This window comes from Nonomuraea sp. NPDC050790 (assembly GCF_044456745.1).
GTDB lineage: Bacteria > Actinomycetota > Actinomycetes > Streptosporangiales > Streptosporangiaceae > Nonomuraea.
The window spans coordinates 263,288-279,330 of record NZ_JBITGF010000008.1; the positions used below are offsets into that span (position 1 = coordinate 263,288).

Sequence of the window (16,043 nt, forward strand, 5' to 3'; positions counted from 1 at the left end):
ACTAAACCCCTTTAGCGGCTCGTGCCGTACTCTCGCGGACGGTCAGGCGCGGCGTCGGCGTCTTGACCTCCAGCGGCCGCGAGGGATCCTCCAGCGTCTCCAGCAGGGTCTCGGCGACCTTCTCCCCCAGCGTGAACGTGTCGCGCGACAGGGCCGTCAGCGCGGGGTGCACGATGCGGTTGAGCACCGAGTCGTCGAAGGCCACGATCGACACCTCGCGCGGCACCTCCACGCCCATCTCCGCGGCCACCCCGAGCCCGGCCACCGCCATCACGTCGGAGTCGTAGACGATCGCCGAGGGACGCGCGGCGCGCGAGAGCAGCGAGCGGGTGGCCGCCGCCCCCTCGGCGTCGCTGAAGTCGGTCGGCACCGACACCACCTCGGCCAGCTCCAGCCGCCTGGCCGCGTCGCGCAGGGCGCGGATGCGGCGCTGGGTATGGCGGAAGCCGGGCAGCCCGGCCACGTGCGCGATGCGGGTGTGGCCGAGCGCGGCCAGGTAGTCGGCGATCGACAGCATGGCCTCGCGGTCGTCGGCCCACACGCTGGACAGCCTGCCGTGCCTGCCGGGCCCGCCCAGCACCACCGCGGGCACCCCCAGCTCCTCGATGACCGCGATGCGCGGGTCGGCGACCTGCAGGTCCACCAGGATGAAGCCGTCCACGCGGTGCTCGCGCGCCCAGCCCCGGTAGACCTCGATCTCGGCGGCGGTGTCCTCCACGACGAGCAGGTGCAGCGCCACCCCCCGCGCCGAAAGGCCCGCCTGCAGGCCCGACAGCAGGTGCGCGAAGAACGGCTCGACGCCGATGGTGCGCGCGGGCCTGGCGATGACCAGCCCGGCCGCCTGCGCCCGCGCGCCGCCGAGCGCCCTGGCGGCGCTGTGCGGGCGCCAGTTCATCTCCTCCGCCGCCGCCAGGATGCGGGCGCGGGTCTCCTCGCTGACGCCGGGGCGCCCGTTGAGCGCGAACGACACCGCGCCCCTGGACACCCCGACCCTGCGGGCGATGTCGTCGATCGTCGGCCGTGCCACGGCCCCTCCCCTTGACACGAGAAGTACAGCGGGTAGATAGTCCCGAAAACTGAAGCGGTTTAGCAACCCCGGCAGGAGAGTGCACCATGCGCTTCCCCTTAACAGCGCTGACCACGGCGGCGGTCCTGATGCTCGCGGGCTGCGGGCTCGGTGACGCCGAGGCCCCCGCGAACAGCCCCGCGGCGAGCGCGGGCGGCGGAATCACGGGGAAGGTCTCGCTGCAGACCTGGTCGTTGAAGCCGAAGTTCACCGACTACGTCCAGGGTGTCATCGATTCCTTCGAGAAGAAGTATCCCGGCACCGAGGTGGAGTGGCTGGACCAGCCCGGCGAAGGCTACGCCGACAAGGTGCTGAGCCAGGCCGCGAGCGGCACGCTGCCCGACGTGACGAACCTGCCGCCGGACTTCGCGCTGCCGCTGGCCCGCCAGGGCATGCTGGCCGACATCGGCAGGTCCGACGCCGCCGCGCTCGCCGACTACGTCGAGGGCGGCCTGGCCGCCTACCGCTTCGCCGGGCTCGACGGCGTCTACGGCTACCCCTGGTACCTCAACACCGACGTCAACTACTGGAACGCCGACCTGCTGAAGAAGCACGGCCTCGACCCGGCCAAGCTTCCGGCGAACCTGGACGAGCTGATCGAGCAGGCCCGCGTCCTCAGGGACAAGTCCGGCGGCAAGGTGTACCTGATGAGCCGCAAGCCGGAACTGGGCGACCTGGCCAACGCCGGCGTCAGGCTCATGAGCGAGGACGGCAAGAGCTTCACCTTCAACACGCCCGAGGCCGCGGCGGTGCTGGACCGCTACCGGGAGGCGTTCAAGGAGGGGCTGATGCCCAAGGACGTGCTGACCGACGACTACGCGGGCAACGCCAAGCTGTTCACCGAGGGCAAGGTGGCCTGGACGACGGCCGGCGGCAACTTCATCTCCACCCTGGCCGTGGACAACCCGTCGATGGCGCCGAAGGTGGTCTCCAGCAAGGCGTTCGGCACCCCGCCCCTGTACGTGCAGGGCGTGTCGGTCTCGGCCAGGAGCAAGAACCCGGCGGCGGCCACCGCGCTGGCCCGCTGGGTGACCAGCCCGGACAACCAGGCCGCCTTCGCCCGCCTGACCGCCATCTTCCCGAGCACCAAGGCGTCGGCGGGCGACCCGTTCTTCAGCAAGAGCGACGGCACCAACGGCGGCGACGCCAAGGTGACCGCGTTCACGTCGCTGGGCGAGGCCAAGATGCTGCAGCCGGTCGAGGTGGGCGAGGCCATCTCGAAGATCATCAAGCAGCAGATCTCGCTGGCGATCAGCGGCGGCGCCTCCTCCAAGCAGGCCCTGGACACCGCCGTGGCCAAGGCCGACGAGCTGCTCCAACAGTGATCAGGACCTACCAGGGGCGCCTGACCCCCTGGTTGTTCGCCGCGCCCGGCCTGGTGTGGCTGGTGGTGTTCAACCTGTGGCCGGCGGTCAACACGGTGGTGCTGGCCTTCACCAACGCCAAGCCGCTGGGCGGCGGCCGCTTCACCGGCCTGGCCAACCTCGGCCGGGCGCTGAACGACGACCAGCTCGCCACCGCCCTGCTCAACAGCGTCATCTACATGCTGGTCTGCCTGCCGGTGCTGACGCTGGCGCCGTTGCTGCTGGCCGTACTGGTGGAGAAGAAGCTGCCGGGGATCACGTTCTTCCGCACCACCTTCTACACGCCGGTGGTCGCCTCCGCGGTGGTGGTCGCGCTGATCTGGGAGTGGCTGCTGGAGGACCGCGGGCTGGTCAACGGGTTCGCGCAGTGGCTCGGGGTGATCGCCGAGCCACTGCCCTTCCTGACCGACCGGTGGCTGCTGCTGTTCAGCGCGATCAGCCTGACGATCTGGAAGGGCCTGGGCTACTACATGGTCATCTACCTGTCGGCGCTCGGGAACGTGCGGCGCGAGCTGCACGAGGCCGCCGCGGTCGACGGGGCCGGCGCGGTGCGCCGCTTCCGGTCGATCACAGTGCCGGGCGTGCGCAACACGATGCTGCTGGTGTCGGTGCTGATCTCGGTCTCGGCGCTGCGGGTCTTCTCCGAGCTCTACGTGCTCTCCAACGGCACCGGCGGCCCCGGCGGGCAGGACATGTCGGTCGTGATGCTGATCCAGATGTACGCGCGCGGCTTCACCGGCCACCTCGGGTACGCCTCGATGCTCAGCCTGGTGCTGTTCGTGGTGACGGTGGGCCCGATGCTCCTGCTGCTGCGGCTCAACAGGAGGGGGACGTAGATGCGCGGTTTCACCGGCGAGAACGTCCTGCGTTACGCGCTGCTCGTCCTGGTTCTCGTGCTGACCGTGGGACCGTTCGCGTGGATGCTGTCCACCTCGCTCAAGGGCAGCGGCGAGGACGTCTTCACCGAGATCCCGGCCTTCCTGCCGCAGCAGCCCACGCTGGACAACTACGGGCGGGTCGCCGAGAGCATCCCCGTGTGGTCCTACATCGCCAACTCGCTGATCGTGGCCGCCATGGCCGTGACCGGCAACGCCGTCGGCGCCACGCTGGCCGGGTACGCGCTGGCCAAGCTCCGCTTCCGCGGCATGAAACTGCTGCTCGGTCTCACGCTGGGCACGCTCATCCTGCCGGCCGAGGTGACGATCATCTCCCAGTACGTCACCGTGCGCAGCATGGGCCTGGCCGACACCCTGCTCGGCGTGGCGCTGCCCGGCGCGATCGCGATGCTCAACGTGCTGCTCATGCGCACCGCGTTCGCCGCGATCCCGGACGAGATGGACGAGGCGGCGATCATCGACGGGGCCGACGCGTGGCAGCGGTTCGTCCGCATCGGGCTGCCGAACGTCAAGGGCATGCTCAGCGTGGTGGTCATCTTCTCCTTCATCGGCGCCTGGGACGACTTCCTGTGGCCGCTGATCGTGCTGACCAATCCGGACAGGTACACGCTCACGGTCGGCCTGCAGTACCTCAGCGGGGCCTTCAGCTCCGACCCTCGGCTGATCGCGGCCGGAACCATGATCGCGTTCCTGCCGATCGCGATCGTCTTCGGCGTGGCGCAGCGCTTCTTCTTCCGCGGTGTCGAGGAGGGCGCCATCAAGGGCTGAGGGTAGGTTTGCCCTGTGACGACCAAGATTCGTGTGCACGGCGAGGTCCCGGCCCGGCTCGACGAGGGGTTCGAACGGATCCGGCGGGAGCTGAAGCTGCCGGAGGACTTCCCCGCGGCGGCGCTCCACGAGGCCGAGCGCGCCGCGGACGCCGACCACGGTGACCGCAAGGACCTCACGGACCTGCCGTTCGTCACCATCGACCCGCCCGGGTCGATGGACCTCGACCAGGCCGTCCACCTGGAGCGCCTGCGCGACGGTTTCCGCGTCTGGTACGCGATCGCCGACGTCGCCTCCTTCGTACGGCCCGGCGGCGCCCTCGACAACGAGGCCCACGCCAGGGGCGAGACCGTCTACCTGCCCGACGGCAAGGTGCCGCTGCATCCGCCGGTGCTGTCGGAGGGCGCGGCCAGCCTGCTGCCCGGCACGACCCGCCCGGCCGCCGTGTGGCGGATCGACCTCGACGCCGAGGGCCGCACGGTCGGCGCCGACGTCCAGCGCGCCCTGGTGCGCAGCCGCGAGCGCCTCGACTACGCCTACGTGCAGGCCGCCGTCGACACCGGCACGGCCGACGGCACCCTGGCGCTCCTGCGCGAGATCGGCGAGCTGCGCCTGGCGCTGGAGCGCGAGCGCGGCGGCGTCACGCTGCCGACGCCCGAGCAGGAGGTCGTGCCCGACGGCGACGGCTACCGGCTGGAGTTCCGCATCCCGCTGCCGGCCGAGGCGTGGAACGCCCAGATCTCCCTGATGACCGGCATGGCCGCCGCCGCGATGATGCTCGACGCCGAGATCGGCGTGCTCCGCGTCCTGCCGCCGCCGCGGCCCGGCGACCTGGCCAAGGTGCGCAGGGTCGCCCAGGCCCTCGACGTGACCTGGCCCGACGGCGCCTCCTACGGCTCGGTCGTCCACGGCCTCGACCCGAAGAACCCGCAGCAGGCGGCGTTCCTCCAGGAATCGAAGGTGCTGCTGCGCGGGTCCGGCTACGTCGCCTTCGACGGCGAGCCGCCCGCGCTGGCCGAGCACACGGCGGTGGCGGCGCCGTACGCGCACGTGACCGCGCCGCTGCGCCGCCTCGTGGACCGCTACGCCACCGAGGTGTGCCTGGCGGTGGCCGCGGGCGAGCCCGTCCCCGCCGAGATCCGCGCCGCCCTGCCCGGCCTGCCCGAGGTCATGGCCGCGACCGGGCGGCGCGCCGGCGGCGTCGAGCGGGCCTGCGTGGACCTGGTGGAGGCGTTCCTGCTACGCGAGCGCGTCGGCCAGGACTTCCCCGCGGTCGTGATCGACGTGGACGACCGCCGCACCGGCGGCCTGGTCCAGCTCGTGGAGCCCGCCGTGATCGCGCGCTGCGACGGCGCCCTGCCGCTGGGCGAACGCGTCACGGTACGGCTAGCCAAGGCCGACCCCGCCACCCGCGAAATCCGCTTCACCCTCCCCTGACCCCCACCCCGTGGCAACGCCCGGCGTGGAGGGTCTGGCCCGAGGCACACCAGGCGCGGACCGCCGTGGCAACGCCCGGCGCGGCAGGCCAGGCCCGGGGCGCGCCGGGTGCGTGGGGGTGGGGTCAGGGGGTTAGGGTGTCGCGGATCTGGGTGGCGGGGCCTGGGGGGAGGCGGGTGTGGAGGAGTTCGACCCGGTGCACCAGCCGGGGCCCCAGCAGCGGCACCCCCTCCCCCACCGAGGCGGGCAGCAGAGTGAGGCCGTGGCCTGCCCTGACCAGGTTGAGGACGGTGTGAACGTCGTCCCCGGTATAGGCCAGGCCCTCGCGGAAGCCGCCCCCCAGCAGCTCGCGCAGCCGTTCCAGCGGGCACAGCGAGGTCTGCAGCCACACCGCGTCCACCAGGTCGGCCAGCCGCAGCCCCGCCCGCCCGGCCAGCGGGTGCCCGCCGGGCAGCGCCACGACCAGGTCCTCCTCCGCGACGCCCACGGCGCTCATCGGCCCGGCGTCCGGCAGCCGCAGCGGGTCGCTTGGCGCGGTGATGCCGTCGGCCAGGCCCAGTTCGGCGCGGCCGGTGGCGACCTCGACGGCCACGCCGTCCCGGCTCGCGGTCCGCAGCTCGACGTGCAGGCGGGGCTGGGCGGCGCGGGCGCGCGCCAGCCGTAGCGCGATCGCGGGGGTGACGGCGAGCGGCGTGGCGGCCACGGTGAGCCGGTGCGCGGGGGCGGCGGCGCGGCGCACGTCGGCGCGGGCGGCGTCGATGCGCAGCAGCAGCGGCCCGGCGTGCTCCAGCAGCCGCTCGCCCGCCTCGGTGAGCTCGACGGGCCTGCGGCGCAGCAGCGGCAGTCCCAGGTCGGCCTCCAGCGCGGCGATCTGCTGGGAGACGGCGGACTGCGTGTAGCCGAGCTCGTCCGCGGCGGCCGAGAACGATCCCAGGCGCGCGACGCGGACGAGCGTGCGGAGCAGGCGGGAGTCCATCAGCAATTCTTATCAGAACAGCAGGAACTGTCGTTGGCCTTATCCTCGCCCGCCCGGCAGGCTGGTGGCCATGAGAATCGCCCTGGTCGCAGACCGTTCTCCCACCGTGCGGGCCCACGCCCGCGTACCGCGGATCCTCCAGGCCCTCCGCGAGCGCGACGGCCTGGCCCTGGACGCCTACTGGATCCCCACGCCCGAGGCCGTCTCCGGTCTGGAGGGGTTCGACGGCATCTGGGTGCTGCCCGGCAGCCCGTACGCCAGCGAGGAGGGCGCGCTCAACGCCGCCCGCACCGCCCGCGAGAACGGCATCCCGTTCCTGGGCACGTGCGCCGGCTTCCAGCACGCGATGCTGGAGTACGCGCGCGCGGTGTGCGGCCTGGACGTCGGCCACGCGGAGAACGACCCGGACGGCGACGCGTTCCTGCTCACGCCGCTGGAGTGCTCGCTGGCCGGGCACGAGAGCCTGGTCCTGCTGACGCCGGGCTCGCTGGCCGAGCGGGCCATCGGCGCGCCCTCGACCGTGGCCGCCTACAACTGCTCCTACGGGCTCAACCCCGCCTACGAGGCGAAGCTGGCCGAGGGCGGGCTGGCCATCACCGGCCGGGCCGAGGACGGTTCCGTGCGGGTGGCCGAGGTCCCCGGCCACCCGTTCTTCCTGGGCACGTTGTTCCAGCCGGAGCTGTCGGGCGACCAGACGCGCCCGCACCCGGTGGTGTCCGCCTTCGCCGCGGCGGTCGCCGCCCGCGCCTCGGCGGCACTCAGCCGGTGAGCCGCGGCGGTCGCCGTCCGCGCCTCGGCGGCGCTCAGCCGGTGAGCGCCTGGGTGATCTGGCGCGTGGTCTGCTCGGCGACCCGCGGGTTGACCGCGGCGTAGGCGGTGTAGGCGTTCAGTCCGGTGGCGAGGGCCCAGCCGCGCCCGCGCAGCCAGGTGGCCTCGTCGAGGTCCAGGGCGGCCCGGAAGGCGGCGCGGCCGGTGGCCGACATCAGGGTGTAGGCGATGGTCAGGTCGCAGGCCGGGTCGCCGGCGCCGAGCCCGCCGAAGTCGATGACCGCGCTGAGCCTGCCGTCGACGGTCAGCAGGTTGCCGGTGTGGAAGTCGCCGTGGAACCACACCGGGTCGCGTCCCCACTCCGGCGCCGCCAGCGCCCGCTCCCACAGCTCGGTCATGGCGGCGCCGTCGAAGACGCCGTCCGTGCGCGCGATCGCCGCCCGGGTGTCACGGTCGCGTACGGCCAGCGGCTCCCCGGCCAGCTCGCCGCCCGGGGCCGCGGCGAACCCCTGCAACGCCTGGAGGAACGCCGCCAGTTCCCTCGCCGCCTCGGCCGAGTCGGCCAGCGCCGCCACCGTGGCGACCTCGCCCTCCAGCCAGCGCGAGACCGCCCACGGCCAGGGGTAGCCGAAGTCCGGCCGGCCCACGGCGACCGGGACCGGGACGGCCAGCGGCAGGTGCGGGGCGAGCCTGGGCAGCCACTCCAGCTCCTTGGCCGCCTGCTCGATGGCGCCGGAGTGGCGCGGCAGCCGTACGGCGAGCTCTGCGCCCAGCCGGTAGATCATGTGGTCGGAGCCGCCCGGGTCGACGAGGTCGAGCGCGAGCCCCGACCACTGCGGGAACTGGCTGTCGACCAGCCGTCTGGCCAGCGCGGCGTCGATGTGGGGTCTGAGCGACAAGGGCCCTCCTGGCGGTCGCGGCGTCCTGCCCGGCCATTGTGGCCGCCAGACGGGCGAGCCGCACACCGGGACGTGTGCGGCTCGCCGTACGAGGGCCGGGGGTCATTTCCTCATGGGGCTCCAGCCGGCGCCCACGCCCATGAGGTGCAGGGCGACGCAGAGCAGACCGGCGATGCCGAGCGTGGTGACGGTGAGCACACCGCCGACCGCCACGCCGGCGATCTCGAAGATCAGAGCGAGGACGAACAGCAGTGCGGCGATGAGGGCGAACATCTCAACCTCCTGGCAGGGAGCCGGACTCCGCGTTGGGGGCGGGCCTCAGCGGGTGCGTCCGAGGGTCTGACGGGCTTCCGACATGGGGATGTCCGCCGAGATCGCCAAGGAAACTGGCCCCGAGGTGACGATGGGTGAACCAACCACGACAGCACCTTGACCGGGCGGTCAGTTTGCGGCGCCGGGGTCAGGCGAGCTCGACGTCGTGGTCGGAGATCAGGCGCCGCTGCTCGGCGGCCTTGCGCAGCCGTACCAGCGCGACCCTGCGCACGCCGCCGTCCTCGGGCTGCTCCTGACCCAGCAGTACGGCCAGCCGCCGCAGGCACAGCAGCAGCCAGCCCCCGCACATGTGGTAGCCGTCCCTGCCCCGCGCCCGCAGCCACGCGGCGGCGCAGGCGGCGGCGGCCTCGGCGTGCGCGCAGCCGGTACGGCGGGCGCGGAAGAAGCCGAGCAGCTCCAGCAGCCTGGGCGCGTGCGGTCCCGGCAGCCCGTCCGCGCCGATCACCCGGGCCGCGGCGGCCAGGCCGTTCTCGGACGGCGGCGGCGCGGCGGGCGGCGGCCCGAGCCAGGCCAGCTCGGGCGGCACCGCCACGAACGGGTCGGGCGGCAGGTCGTCCTCCGGCGCCGCGGGTGGCAGCCGGTCGTCGGCCAGCGCGCCCGCCACGGCGCTGTCGCGGCGCATCTTCTCCACGATGCCGCCGCAGAACCCGGGCCCGCCCAGCGCGCCCGCCACGTCCTCGACGGCGTCGCCCGCCAGCCGCGCCGCCAGACTGGCCAGACGGGCGCTGGCGGCGGCGAAGGCGTGCGGGTCCTCGCGCGCGGTACGGCACAGCTCGTGGCAGAGCGCCTCCCCGATCAGCAGGTCGGCGTAGGCGTCGGTGAGCCGGCGCGCGAGCACGGGCGCCTCCTCCGCGTACGGCAGCGCCGCCCGCAGGCAGGTGTCGAGCGCCCCGAGCGCGAGCGCCGCGACGAGCAGCCGCGCGACCGGCAACGTCCGGCCCGCCGTGGCCAGCCCCTGCCCGAGCCCGCCGACCACCTGGGCGTCGCCCGCGGGCACCCCGGCCAGCGTGAGCCTGCTGAGCGCGCCGCCGCGCAGCCCGTGCGCCTCGTGGGCGGGCTGGAACCACCAGTGCTCGCCGTCGCCGCGCAGCAGCAGGAAGGTCGTGGGCCCGTCGCCGGTGCGGGCCAGCACGGTCGTCGCGGCGGCGTAGCCGCCGTTGCCGATGAGCGACATGCGCCCGTCCAGCCGCCAGGCGTGCCGGTCGCCGAAGGCGGCGATCTCGCGGGCCAGGATGTCCACGCCCGGCTCGGCCTCGCCGATCGGCAGCCCCATCAGCTCGTGCCCGCGCAGCAGCCCGGCCACGGCCCTGCGCTGCGACTGGCTGCCGTCGCGCCAGACGGGCAGCGCCGACAGGAAGCTGGCCGCGATCGCGGTGGCGGCGGTGAGGTCGCGCCTGGCCAGCACCCTGAACAGGGCGAAGGACTCCTCCAGCGAGGTGAGCCGGCCGCCGCAGACCGCGGGGATCAGGTACTCGGCCAGCCCCCACGCCAGCGCCGACCCGCTCAGGTGGCGTGGGAAGCGGGCGTCGCGGTCGGCGTCGACGGCTGCGTGGAAGGAGGCGGGGTTGCGCTCGTCCATGGGGTCGGCCAGCGCCCGGTCGAGCTGGGCGGCGACCGCCAGCGCGCGGGTGATCGCCTCGTCCATGCGCTCTCCTCCCGTCAGGCGGGCCGCGACAGTGACAGCGCGGACCGGCCTGCGCACTCCATGGCCAGCTCCAGGAACAGGCTCTCGACGTTCTCGCCCGGCAGCGGCGTGCCGGGGCGCAGCACCGTGGTGAGCGCGGGCGCCAGCCAGTGCAGCCGCTCCCCCGCCAGGTGCCGCCTGGCCAGGCACAGCGCGGCGAAGACGCGGGCGTAGCGCTCGCCGGCGCGCTGGCCCTGCTCGGCGGCGGGGTCGGCGGGCTCGCCGGCCTCCGCGCGCAGCTTCTGGCCCTCGGCCAGCAGCAGCGCCGCCGCTCCTGCCAGCGCGGGCTCGCCGGTGCGCAGCGCCGTACACACCTCGTCGAGTCCCGCCGTGACGGGGTCGCCGCCGCTCGCGACGGCGAGCGCGCGCAGCCCCGAGGGGTACGGCGGCGCCACGCACACGGGCAGGAAGGCCGGGTCGGCGCGGCGCGGGTCGGCCCCGTCGGCGTCCAGGCGGGGCAGCCGGGCGGCGAGCGTGCCGAGCATGTCGTGGGCGGCGCCGTGCAGCAGGACGAACAGCCGCGCGTCGCGCAGCAGCTTGTCGAAGACGCCCGACCAGTGGTCCTGGCGCAGCAGGTAGCGGGGGCCGAGCACGCCGGCCAGCCGCCGCAGCCGCTGCTCGGCCAGGTGCGGGACCAGGTACTTGGCGACGGCCGAGGAGACGGGCGCGAGCGCGGGCAGGCGCTGCAGCAGGCGGGCGCAGCCGCTCGCGACGGTCTCGGCGACGCGCAGGTCGAGGTAGGCGGCGGCCAGTTCGGCGCGCACGGGCGGCAGGTCGATCGCGCGGCCGAGGTGCACGGGCTGGTGGCGCAGGAAGTCGAAGGCGCAGCGCAGGCCGGTGTCGAGGGCGCCGAGGCCGAAGGCGGGCAGTACGGTCCTGATCGTGGCCAGGGAGCGGGCGGCCAGGTCGGCGCCGCCGCCGGGGCTGCCGAGCACGGCCGCGGCGGGCAGGAACGCGCCGTGGAAGCGGATGCCGGCCAGGTCGGCGCCGCGCACGCCGTGGGTGGGCACGCGGGGCAGCAGCTCGTACCCGGCGGTGGGGAGCTGTTCCAGGTCGGCGAGCAGGAGGGTGTCCGCGCCGGTCTCTGGGTCGCGGGCGCGCAGGCAGGCGAAGCGGGCCATGCGCACGTCGCTGACCGCGGTGGCGCTGCCCTCCAGGCGGTAGCCGCCGTCGGCGCGGCGGGCGGTGAGAGCCTCGCCCTCGCCCGGTTCGTCCAGGGACATCGCCGACCAGTGGCCGCGCAGGGCGGCGTCGGCGTAGGCGCGCTGCTGGGCGGGGGTGCCGGCCTGCCAGACGGGTACGCCGGCCATCCAGGGCGAGGTGGCGATCAGGGCGGCGGTGGGGTCGCGCCTGGCCACGACGCGGGCCAGCGCGAGCAGTTCCTCCAGCGAGGTCAGGCGGCCGCCGAGCGCGGCGGGCACCAGGTACGCCGGGTAGCCCCAGCCGCGCAGGCGGTCCAGGGAGGCGTGCGGACGGCGCTCGGCGCGGTCGCCGGCCATGGCGGCGGCGTAGGTGAGCGGGCCGTTCGGCAGGTGGGGATCGCCGAGGGTGTGCTCAAGGGCCTCGGCGGACGGGAAGGTGTTCAATGCCGCTCTCCTGACCCGCTCGGTGTTCTCAGGCGGCCTGCTCCTGCTCGCGCAGGCACAGCCGGTGGACCTCGTCGGCCAGCTCGCTCAGCGTGGCGGTGCGGAAGAGCACCTCGTTGTCGAGCTCGATGCCGAAGGCGCGCTCGATGCGGCCGCCGATGCGCAGCAGCTTGATCGATTCGACGAGGCTGAGGTCGGTGATGCGCGAGCCGGGCAGGATGCCGCCCTCCTCTACCTGGAGGACGCGGGCCACGATGCCCTTCATCGTGTTGCACACGGCCTGGTGGGTGAGCTGGTCGCCCATTCGGTACACCTCCGCCTTCTTTTTCGCCTATGTAGGCAGTAAAGCCAGGCGGGCGGGGTGATCCAACCCCTGCCGTGCCGGGGCGACCCCTATCCAGGAAGGGGTCGCCCCGGAGCGGGGTTATCGGAGGCCGGCGTCGAGGGCCGTGGTCAGGGTGCCGGTGTCACCGGACATCTCCCAGATCATGGCGCCCAGCAGGCCCTTGCTCTTGATCCACGCGGTCTTCTTGCCGATCGACCAGGTGTCGTCGAAGCTCCACCACTGGCCACCGGGACCGGTGTAGCAGTAGGTGGCGACGGCGGCCTCGTCGTGCTTGACGGCGCAGCCGGGCACGCCGGCGATGAGGTTGCTGTAGCCGCGGGTGCCGGCCTCCTCGGCGAACTGGCCGGGTGCGGCGCCGTTGGCCGACTGCCACTCGCCCGACTTGCCGCCCTCGGCGACCTCCTTCCAGCCCCGGCCGTAGTAGGCCAGGCCGATGGTGAGCTTGCGCGGGCTGACCCCGGCGTCGAGGTAGACGTTGACCGCCTTCTCGACGCTGAAGTCCGGGTTGTAGGGGCTGTCGGCGTCCAGGTAGAGGTTGCCCTGGTGGCCGGTCCTGAACGGCTCCCACGAGTTGTCGCTGCCGGCGCCGTGGAAGTCGTAGCCCTGGATGTTGAAGATGTCCAGGTTGGGGGCGATGTTGGGCAGATCCCAGCCGGCCGCGATCTTGACCGGGTCGGCGGGGGTGAAGGCGGTGAGCTGGTAGCGCTTGCCGGTCTGCGCGCCGAGCGCGTCGAGCTGGCGGCGGAACTCGGCGATGAGCAGCGTGTTGTTGGCCTTGTCGTTGGGGCTGACGTGGTTGCCCGCGTGCCCCTCGGCGCCCGGCCACTCCCAGTCGAGGTCGATGCCGTCGAAGACGCCCGCCGCCGAGCCGGGGCCGCCCGCGGCGTTGACGACCGGCAGGTTGCCCTTGATGTAGATGTCGATGCAGGAGGAGACGAACTTCTTGCGGGCGGCGTCGGTGGCGGCCACGTCGGAGAAGTACTTGGAGTAGGTCCAGCCGCCGAGCGAGATGAGCACCTTCAGGTGCGGGTGCTTGGCCTTGAGCTTCTTGATCTGGTTGAAGTTGCCGCGCAGCTTCTCCCAGCCGGTGTCGGCCACGCCGTCCACGGACTGGGCGGCGCTGAAGGGCCTTCCGTAGTCGGCCTCGGCGTCGCCGGCGCCGTCGCCCTGGTTGGGGTCCTGCGGGTTGGGCGTGGTGCCCCTGGTGACGCCCTGCAGGCAGGTCAGGTTGACCGGGTCGATGTTGGCGAAGGCGTAGTTGATGTGGGTGAGCTTGGCGGCGGCGCCGGTGGTGTCCAGGTTGCGGACGAAGTACTGGCGGCCGTAGATGCCCCACTGCACGAAGTAGCCGACGCGGGCGTACCCGGTCTCCACGATGTCGAGCGTGGTCACGGAGACGGGCGCGGAGGCGGCCGACATGTTGTCGTACTGGTCGCGGGCGCGCACGGTGAAGCTGTAGGCGGTGGACGGCGACAGCCCGGAGACCGTCGCGGTGGTGCCGGTGACGGTGGTGGCCAGCGTCGAGCCGGTGTAGACGTCGTAGTTGGCCACGCCGGTGTTGTCGGTGGCGGCGTTCCAGGCGAGCGTCACGCTGGCGGAGGTACGCGCGGTGCTGCGCAGGTTGCCGGGCGTCGTCGGCGCCTGGGTGTCGTCGGCGGGGTTGTTGGTCCTGACGGTGACCGGGGCGCTGGCCGCCGACAGCGTGCCCTTGCGGTCCTTGGCCTTGACGGTGAAGGTGTAGGACGTGTTCGGGGTCAGGCCGGTGACGGTGGCCTCGGTGCCGGTGACGCTCGTGGCCAGGGCGCTGCCGTTGTAGACCTCGTACCCGTTGATCGGCAGGCTGCCGGGGGTGGCCGCGTCCCAGGCGAGGGAGACGGTCTTGGTGGTCTTCACCGGCGAGCGCGGGTTGCCGGGGGCGCCGGGCGGCGCGTCGGCCGAGCCGTCGCAGTTGACGTCGTTGACGCGGCAGCTCGTGGGCTCGGCGTTGGCGCTGCTGACCGTGAACGACGGGCTGTAGGGCTCGGTCGTGCGGCCGGCGGCGATGGTGGTGTTGTAGTGGGCGGGCGAGAGCGTCACCGTGCGCCCGCTCTGGCTGATGGAGCCGTGCTGGGCGTTGCTCGCGGTGACGCCGGCGGGCAGGTCGAAGACGACCGACCAGCCGTTGAGCGCGGCGGTGCCGTTGTTGGCCACGACGATCTTGGCGGCGGTGCCGTTGACGTCGTAGGTGGCGGTGACGGGCGCGGGGGCGGGTGGCTCGGGTCCCGTTCCGTCGCAGTTCGCGCCGTTGACCTTGCAACTGGTCGGCTGTACGGCGGAGCTGAGCGTGACCTTGGGGCTGAACGGCTCGGTGCTCTTGCCCGCCTGGAGGGTGTCGATGTAGTAAGCCGGGGTGAGCGTCACCTTCGTGCCGGTCTGGCGGATGGTGGCGTTCTGGGGACTGCTGGCGGTGACGCCCGAGGGTAACTCGAACACGATCGACCAGCCCGTGACGGCGCTCGTGCCGGGGTTGCTGACCACGAACGTGCCCGTCGTTCCCGACAGGCTGAACGCGGCCAGCAGCCGACCGGCGGCGTTGGCGGGCAGGGACGACAGGGCGAGAACCACGAGGACGGCGATCAGGGGGGTGAGTGATCGGCGCACGTGCCTGGCCTTTCTTTAAAGAAAGTTTCCTAAGAATTACGCGGATCGTAAGCCCGCGGGGACGGCCGTGCAAGGGAATGACTGGCAATCCTCACCAGATCGGATCAACCTGGTCGCTAGGAAACTTTCCCAATAAACCCTGGGGCTCCAGCACCGGGTCGGCCGGCGCGGGCGGGTCGGGTGGGCAACGGCCGAACCCGGCCCCCGCGGCTGCGCACGCACGGGGGCCGGGGGCTCGGTCCTCCAATTTACAGGAAAGTTTCCTGCGAATTCGGGAGCGTAGGGTTCCGTCATTCATCCGTCAATCCCTTGCGTCAAACCCTCGCTTCGGGGATAGTTGAACTCTTAGGAAAGTTTCCTAACAGATAGTCGGCCGCTGCGCTCCTCACCCCCCGTTCCCTCAGGAGAGACAGTTGCGAACCCGAAACAAGGTGGCCCTCGCGACCACCGCCAGCCTGCCCATGGCCCTGCTGGCCTCCGTCCTCACCAGCACCCCCGCCCTCGCCCACGGCACCATGTCCAACCCGCCCAGCCGCGTCTACACCTGCAAGAACGAAGGCCCGGAGACCCCCAAGTCCGACGCCTGCAAGGCGGCCGTCGCGGCCGGCGGCACCCAGGCCTTCTACGACTGGAACGAGGTCTCCCTGCTGGAGGCCGGCGGGCGCCACCGTCAGCTCATCCCCGACGGCAAGCTCTGCAGCGCGGGTCGCGACAAGTACCGGGGTCTGGACCTGCAGCGCGCCGACTGGCCCGCCACGCCGTTCAGCGCCGGGCCGAGGACGATCACGTACCACGCCTCCGCGCCGCACTCGAATAGCAACTTCGAGTTCTACATCACCCGCGAGGGCTGGAACCCGACGCAGCCGCTGCGCTGGTCGGACCTGGTGCACATCAAGACGTTCACCAACTTCAACCCCACGACGTTCACCAACTGGACGATCGACATCCCGCAGCGCAGCGGGCGGCACATCCTGTACTCCATCTGGCAGCGCGTCGTAGGCAGCAACGAGGCCTTCTACACCTGCTCCGACGTGCAGTTCGGCGGCTCGAACCCGACGCCCACGCCGACCCCCACGCCGACGCCGACGCCCACCAACCCGACACCCACGCCGACCCCCACTCCCACGCAGCCTGGCGGTACGTGGGCCGCGGGCACCGCCTACCGCCCCGGTGACCGGGTCACCTACGGCGGCGCCACCTACGAGTGCGTGCAGGCGCACACCGCCCTGCCGGGGTGGGAGCCGCCGAACGTCGGCGCCCTCTGGCGTCGCGTCTAGCGC

The 16,043-nt window shown here is 72.9% G+C and carries 14 protein-coding genes; 6 read left to right on the forward strand and 8 right to left on the reverse strand.

Annotated elements, in window-relative coordinates; translation table 11 throughout:
- Position 1: 1 nt before the first annotated feature.
- Complete coding sequence (locus tag ACIBEJ_RS37450) at positions 2-1,027, reverse strand: LacI family DNA-binding transcriptional regulator (RefSeq protein ID WP_397187671.1); 1,026 nt, start codon at positions 1,025-1,027, stop codon at positions 2-4.
- An 86-nt stretch (positions 1,028-1,113) separates the two neighbouring features.
- On the opposite strand from ACIBEJ_RS37450, the gene ACIBEJ_RS37455 reads away from it, so the two are divergent.
- From ACIBEJ_RS37455 to ACIBEJ_RS37470, 4 genes are read left to right on the forward strand one after another with little or no spacing between them, the layout of a single operon-like run.
- Positions 1,114-2,391, forward strand: a complete 1,278-nt coding sequence (locus ACIBEJ_RS37455) for an ABC transporter substrate-binding protein (RefSeq protein ID WP_397187672.1) — start codon at positions 1,114-1,116, stop codon at positions 2,389-2,391.
- A complete protein-coding gene (locus tag ACIBEJ_RS37460; protein WP_397187673.1) occupies positions 2,388-3,266 on the forward strand; it encodes a carbohydrate ABC transporter permease in 879 nt (292 codons plus the stop codon). Before ACIBEJ_RS37455 ends, ACIBEJ_RS37460 begins: the two co-directional genes overlap by 4 nt.
- On the forward strand, positions 3,267-4,094 hold the full coding sequence (locus ACIBEJ_RS37465; RefSeq protein WP_397187674.1) for a carbohydrate ABC transporter permease: 828 nt from the start codon (positions 3,267-3,269) through the stop codon (positions 4,092-4,094).
- A 15-nt stretch (positions 4,095-4,109) separates the two neighbouring features.
- A complete protein-coding gene (locus ACIBEJ_RS37470; RefSeq protein WP_397187675.1) occupies positions 4,110-5,531 on the forward strand; it encodes an RNB domain-containing ribonuclease in 1,422 nt (473 codons plus the stop codon).
- Between the two features lie 124 nt (positions 5,532-5,655).
- Here ACIBEJ_RS37470 and ACIBEJ_RS37475 read toward each other — a convergent pair whose 3' ends face one another.
- Complete coding sequence (locus ACIBEJ_RS37475; protein ID WP_397187676.1) at positions 5,656-6,507, reverse strand: LysR family transcriptional regulator; 852 nt, start codon at positions 6,505-6,507, stop codon at positions 5,656-5,658.
- A 70-nt stretch (positions 6,508-6,577) separates the two neighbouring features.
- On the opposite strand from ACIBEJ_RS37475, the gene ACIBEJ_RS37480 reads away from it, so the two are divergent.
- Positions 6,578-7,276 carry a hypothetical protein gene (locus ACIBEJ_RS37480; protein ID WP_397187677.1) on the forward strand — a complete coding sequence of 233 codons (699 nt, stop codon included), beginning with the start codon at positions 6,578-6,580 and terminating at the stop codon, positions 7,274-7,276.
- A 34-nt stretch (positions 7,277-7,310) separates the two neighbouring features.
- Here the strand turns inward: ACIBEJ_RS37480 and ACIBEJ_RS37485 are convergent, their stop codons facing one another.
- From ACIBEJ_RS37485 to ACIBEJ_RS37510, 6 genes are all read right to left on the reverse strand, one after another.
- On the reverse strand, positions 7,311-8,174 hold the full coding sequence (locus ACIBEJ_RS37485) for an aminoglycoside phosphotransferase family protein (protein ID WP_397187678.1): 864 nt from the start codon (positions 8,172-8,174) through the stop codon (positions 7,311-7,313).
- A gap of 102 nt (positions 8,175-8,276) precedes the next feature.
- Complete coding sequence (locus ACIBEJ_RS37490; protein ID WP_397187679.1) at positions 8,277-8,447, reverse strand: hypothetical protein; 171 nt, start codon at positions 8,445-8,447, stop codon at positions 8,277-8,279.
- A 187-nt stretch (positions 8,448-8,634) separates the two neighbouring features.
- Positions 8,635-10,152 carry an acyl-CoA dehydrogenase family protein gene (locus ACIBEJ_RS37495; protein ID WP_397187680.1) on the reverse strand — a complete coding sequence of 506 codons (1,518 nt, stop codon included), beginning with the start codon at positions 10,150-10,152 and terminating at the stop codon, positions 8,635-8,637.
- Between the two features lie 14 nt (positions 10,153-10,166).
- Positions 10,167-11,777 (reverse strand): acyl-CoA dehydrogenase family protein, encoded by a 1,611-nt coding sequence (locus ACIBEJ_RS37500; RefSeq protein WP_397187681.1) that lies wholly within the window; start codon positions 11,775-11,777, stop codon positions 10,167-10,169.
- Positions 11,778-11,805: 28 nt separating this feature from the next.
- Positions 11,806-12,081, reverse strand: coding sequence for an acyl carrier protein (locus tag ACIBEJ_RS37505; protein ID WP_397187682.1), 276 nt, complete (start codon positions 12,079-12,081; stop codon positions 11,806-11,808).
- A gap of 120 nt (positions 12,082-12,201) precedes the next feature.
- The gene (locus ACIBEJ_RS37510; RefSeq protein ID WP_397187683.1) at positions 12,202-14,763 is read right to left on the reverse strand and encodes a glycosyl hydrolase family 18 protein; all 2,562 of its coding nucleotides are present in this window, start codon (positions 14,761-14,763) and stop codon (positions 12,202-12,204) included.
- A 413-nt stretch (positions 14,764-15,176) separates the two neighbouring features.
- Between ACIBEJ_RS37510 and ACIBEJ_RS37515 the strand changes: the two genes are divergently transcribed.
- On the forward strand, positions 15,177-16,040 hold the full coding sequence (locus ACIBEJ_RS37515) for a lytic polysaccharide monooxygenase (protein ID WP_397187684.1): 864 nt from the start codon (positions 15,177-15,179) through the stop codon (positions 16,038-16,040).
- Positions 16,041-16,043 lie beyond the last annotated feature (3 nt).

What these genes read in the sequence shown, in the direction of transcription:
- ACIBEJ_RS37455 (WP_397187672.1), top strand. Translation starts at nt 1,114, where the DNA reads ATGCGCTTCCCCTTAACAGCGCTGACCACGGCGGCGGTCCTGATGCTC.
- ACIBEJ_RS37465 (WP_397187674.1), top strand. Translation starts at nt 3,267, where the DNA reads ATGCGCGGTTTCACCGGCGAGAACGTCCTGCGTTACGCGCTGCTCGTC.
- ACIBEJ_RS37475 (WP_397187676.1), bottom strand. Translation starts at nt 6,507, where the DNA reads ATGGACTCCCGCCTGCTCCGCACGCTCGTCCGCGTCGCGCGCCTGGGA.
- ACIBEJ_RS37480 (WP_397187677.1), top strand. Translation starts at nt 6,578, where the DNA reads ATGAGAATCGCCCTGGTCGCAGACCGTTCTCCCACCGTGCGGGCCCAC.
- ACIBEJ_RS37490 (WP_397187679.1), bottom strand. Translation starts at nt 8,447, where the DNA reads ATGTTCGCCCTCATCGCCGCACTGCTGTTCGTCCTCGCTCTGATCTTC.
- ACIBEJ_RS37495 (WP_397187680.1), bottom strand. Translation starts at nt 10,152, where the DNA reads ATGGACGAGGCGATCACCCGCGCGCTGGCGGTCGCCGCCCAGCTCGAC.
- ACIBEJ_RS37505 (WP_397187682.1), bottom strand. Translation starts at nt 12,081, where the DNA reads ATGGGCGACCAGCTCACCCACCAGGCCGTGTGCAACACGATGAAGGGC.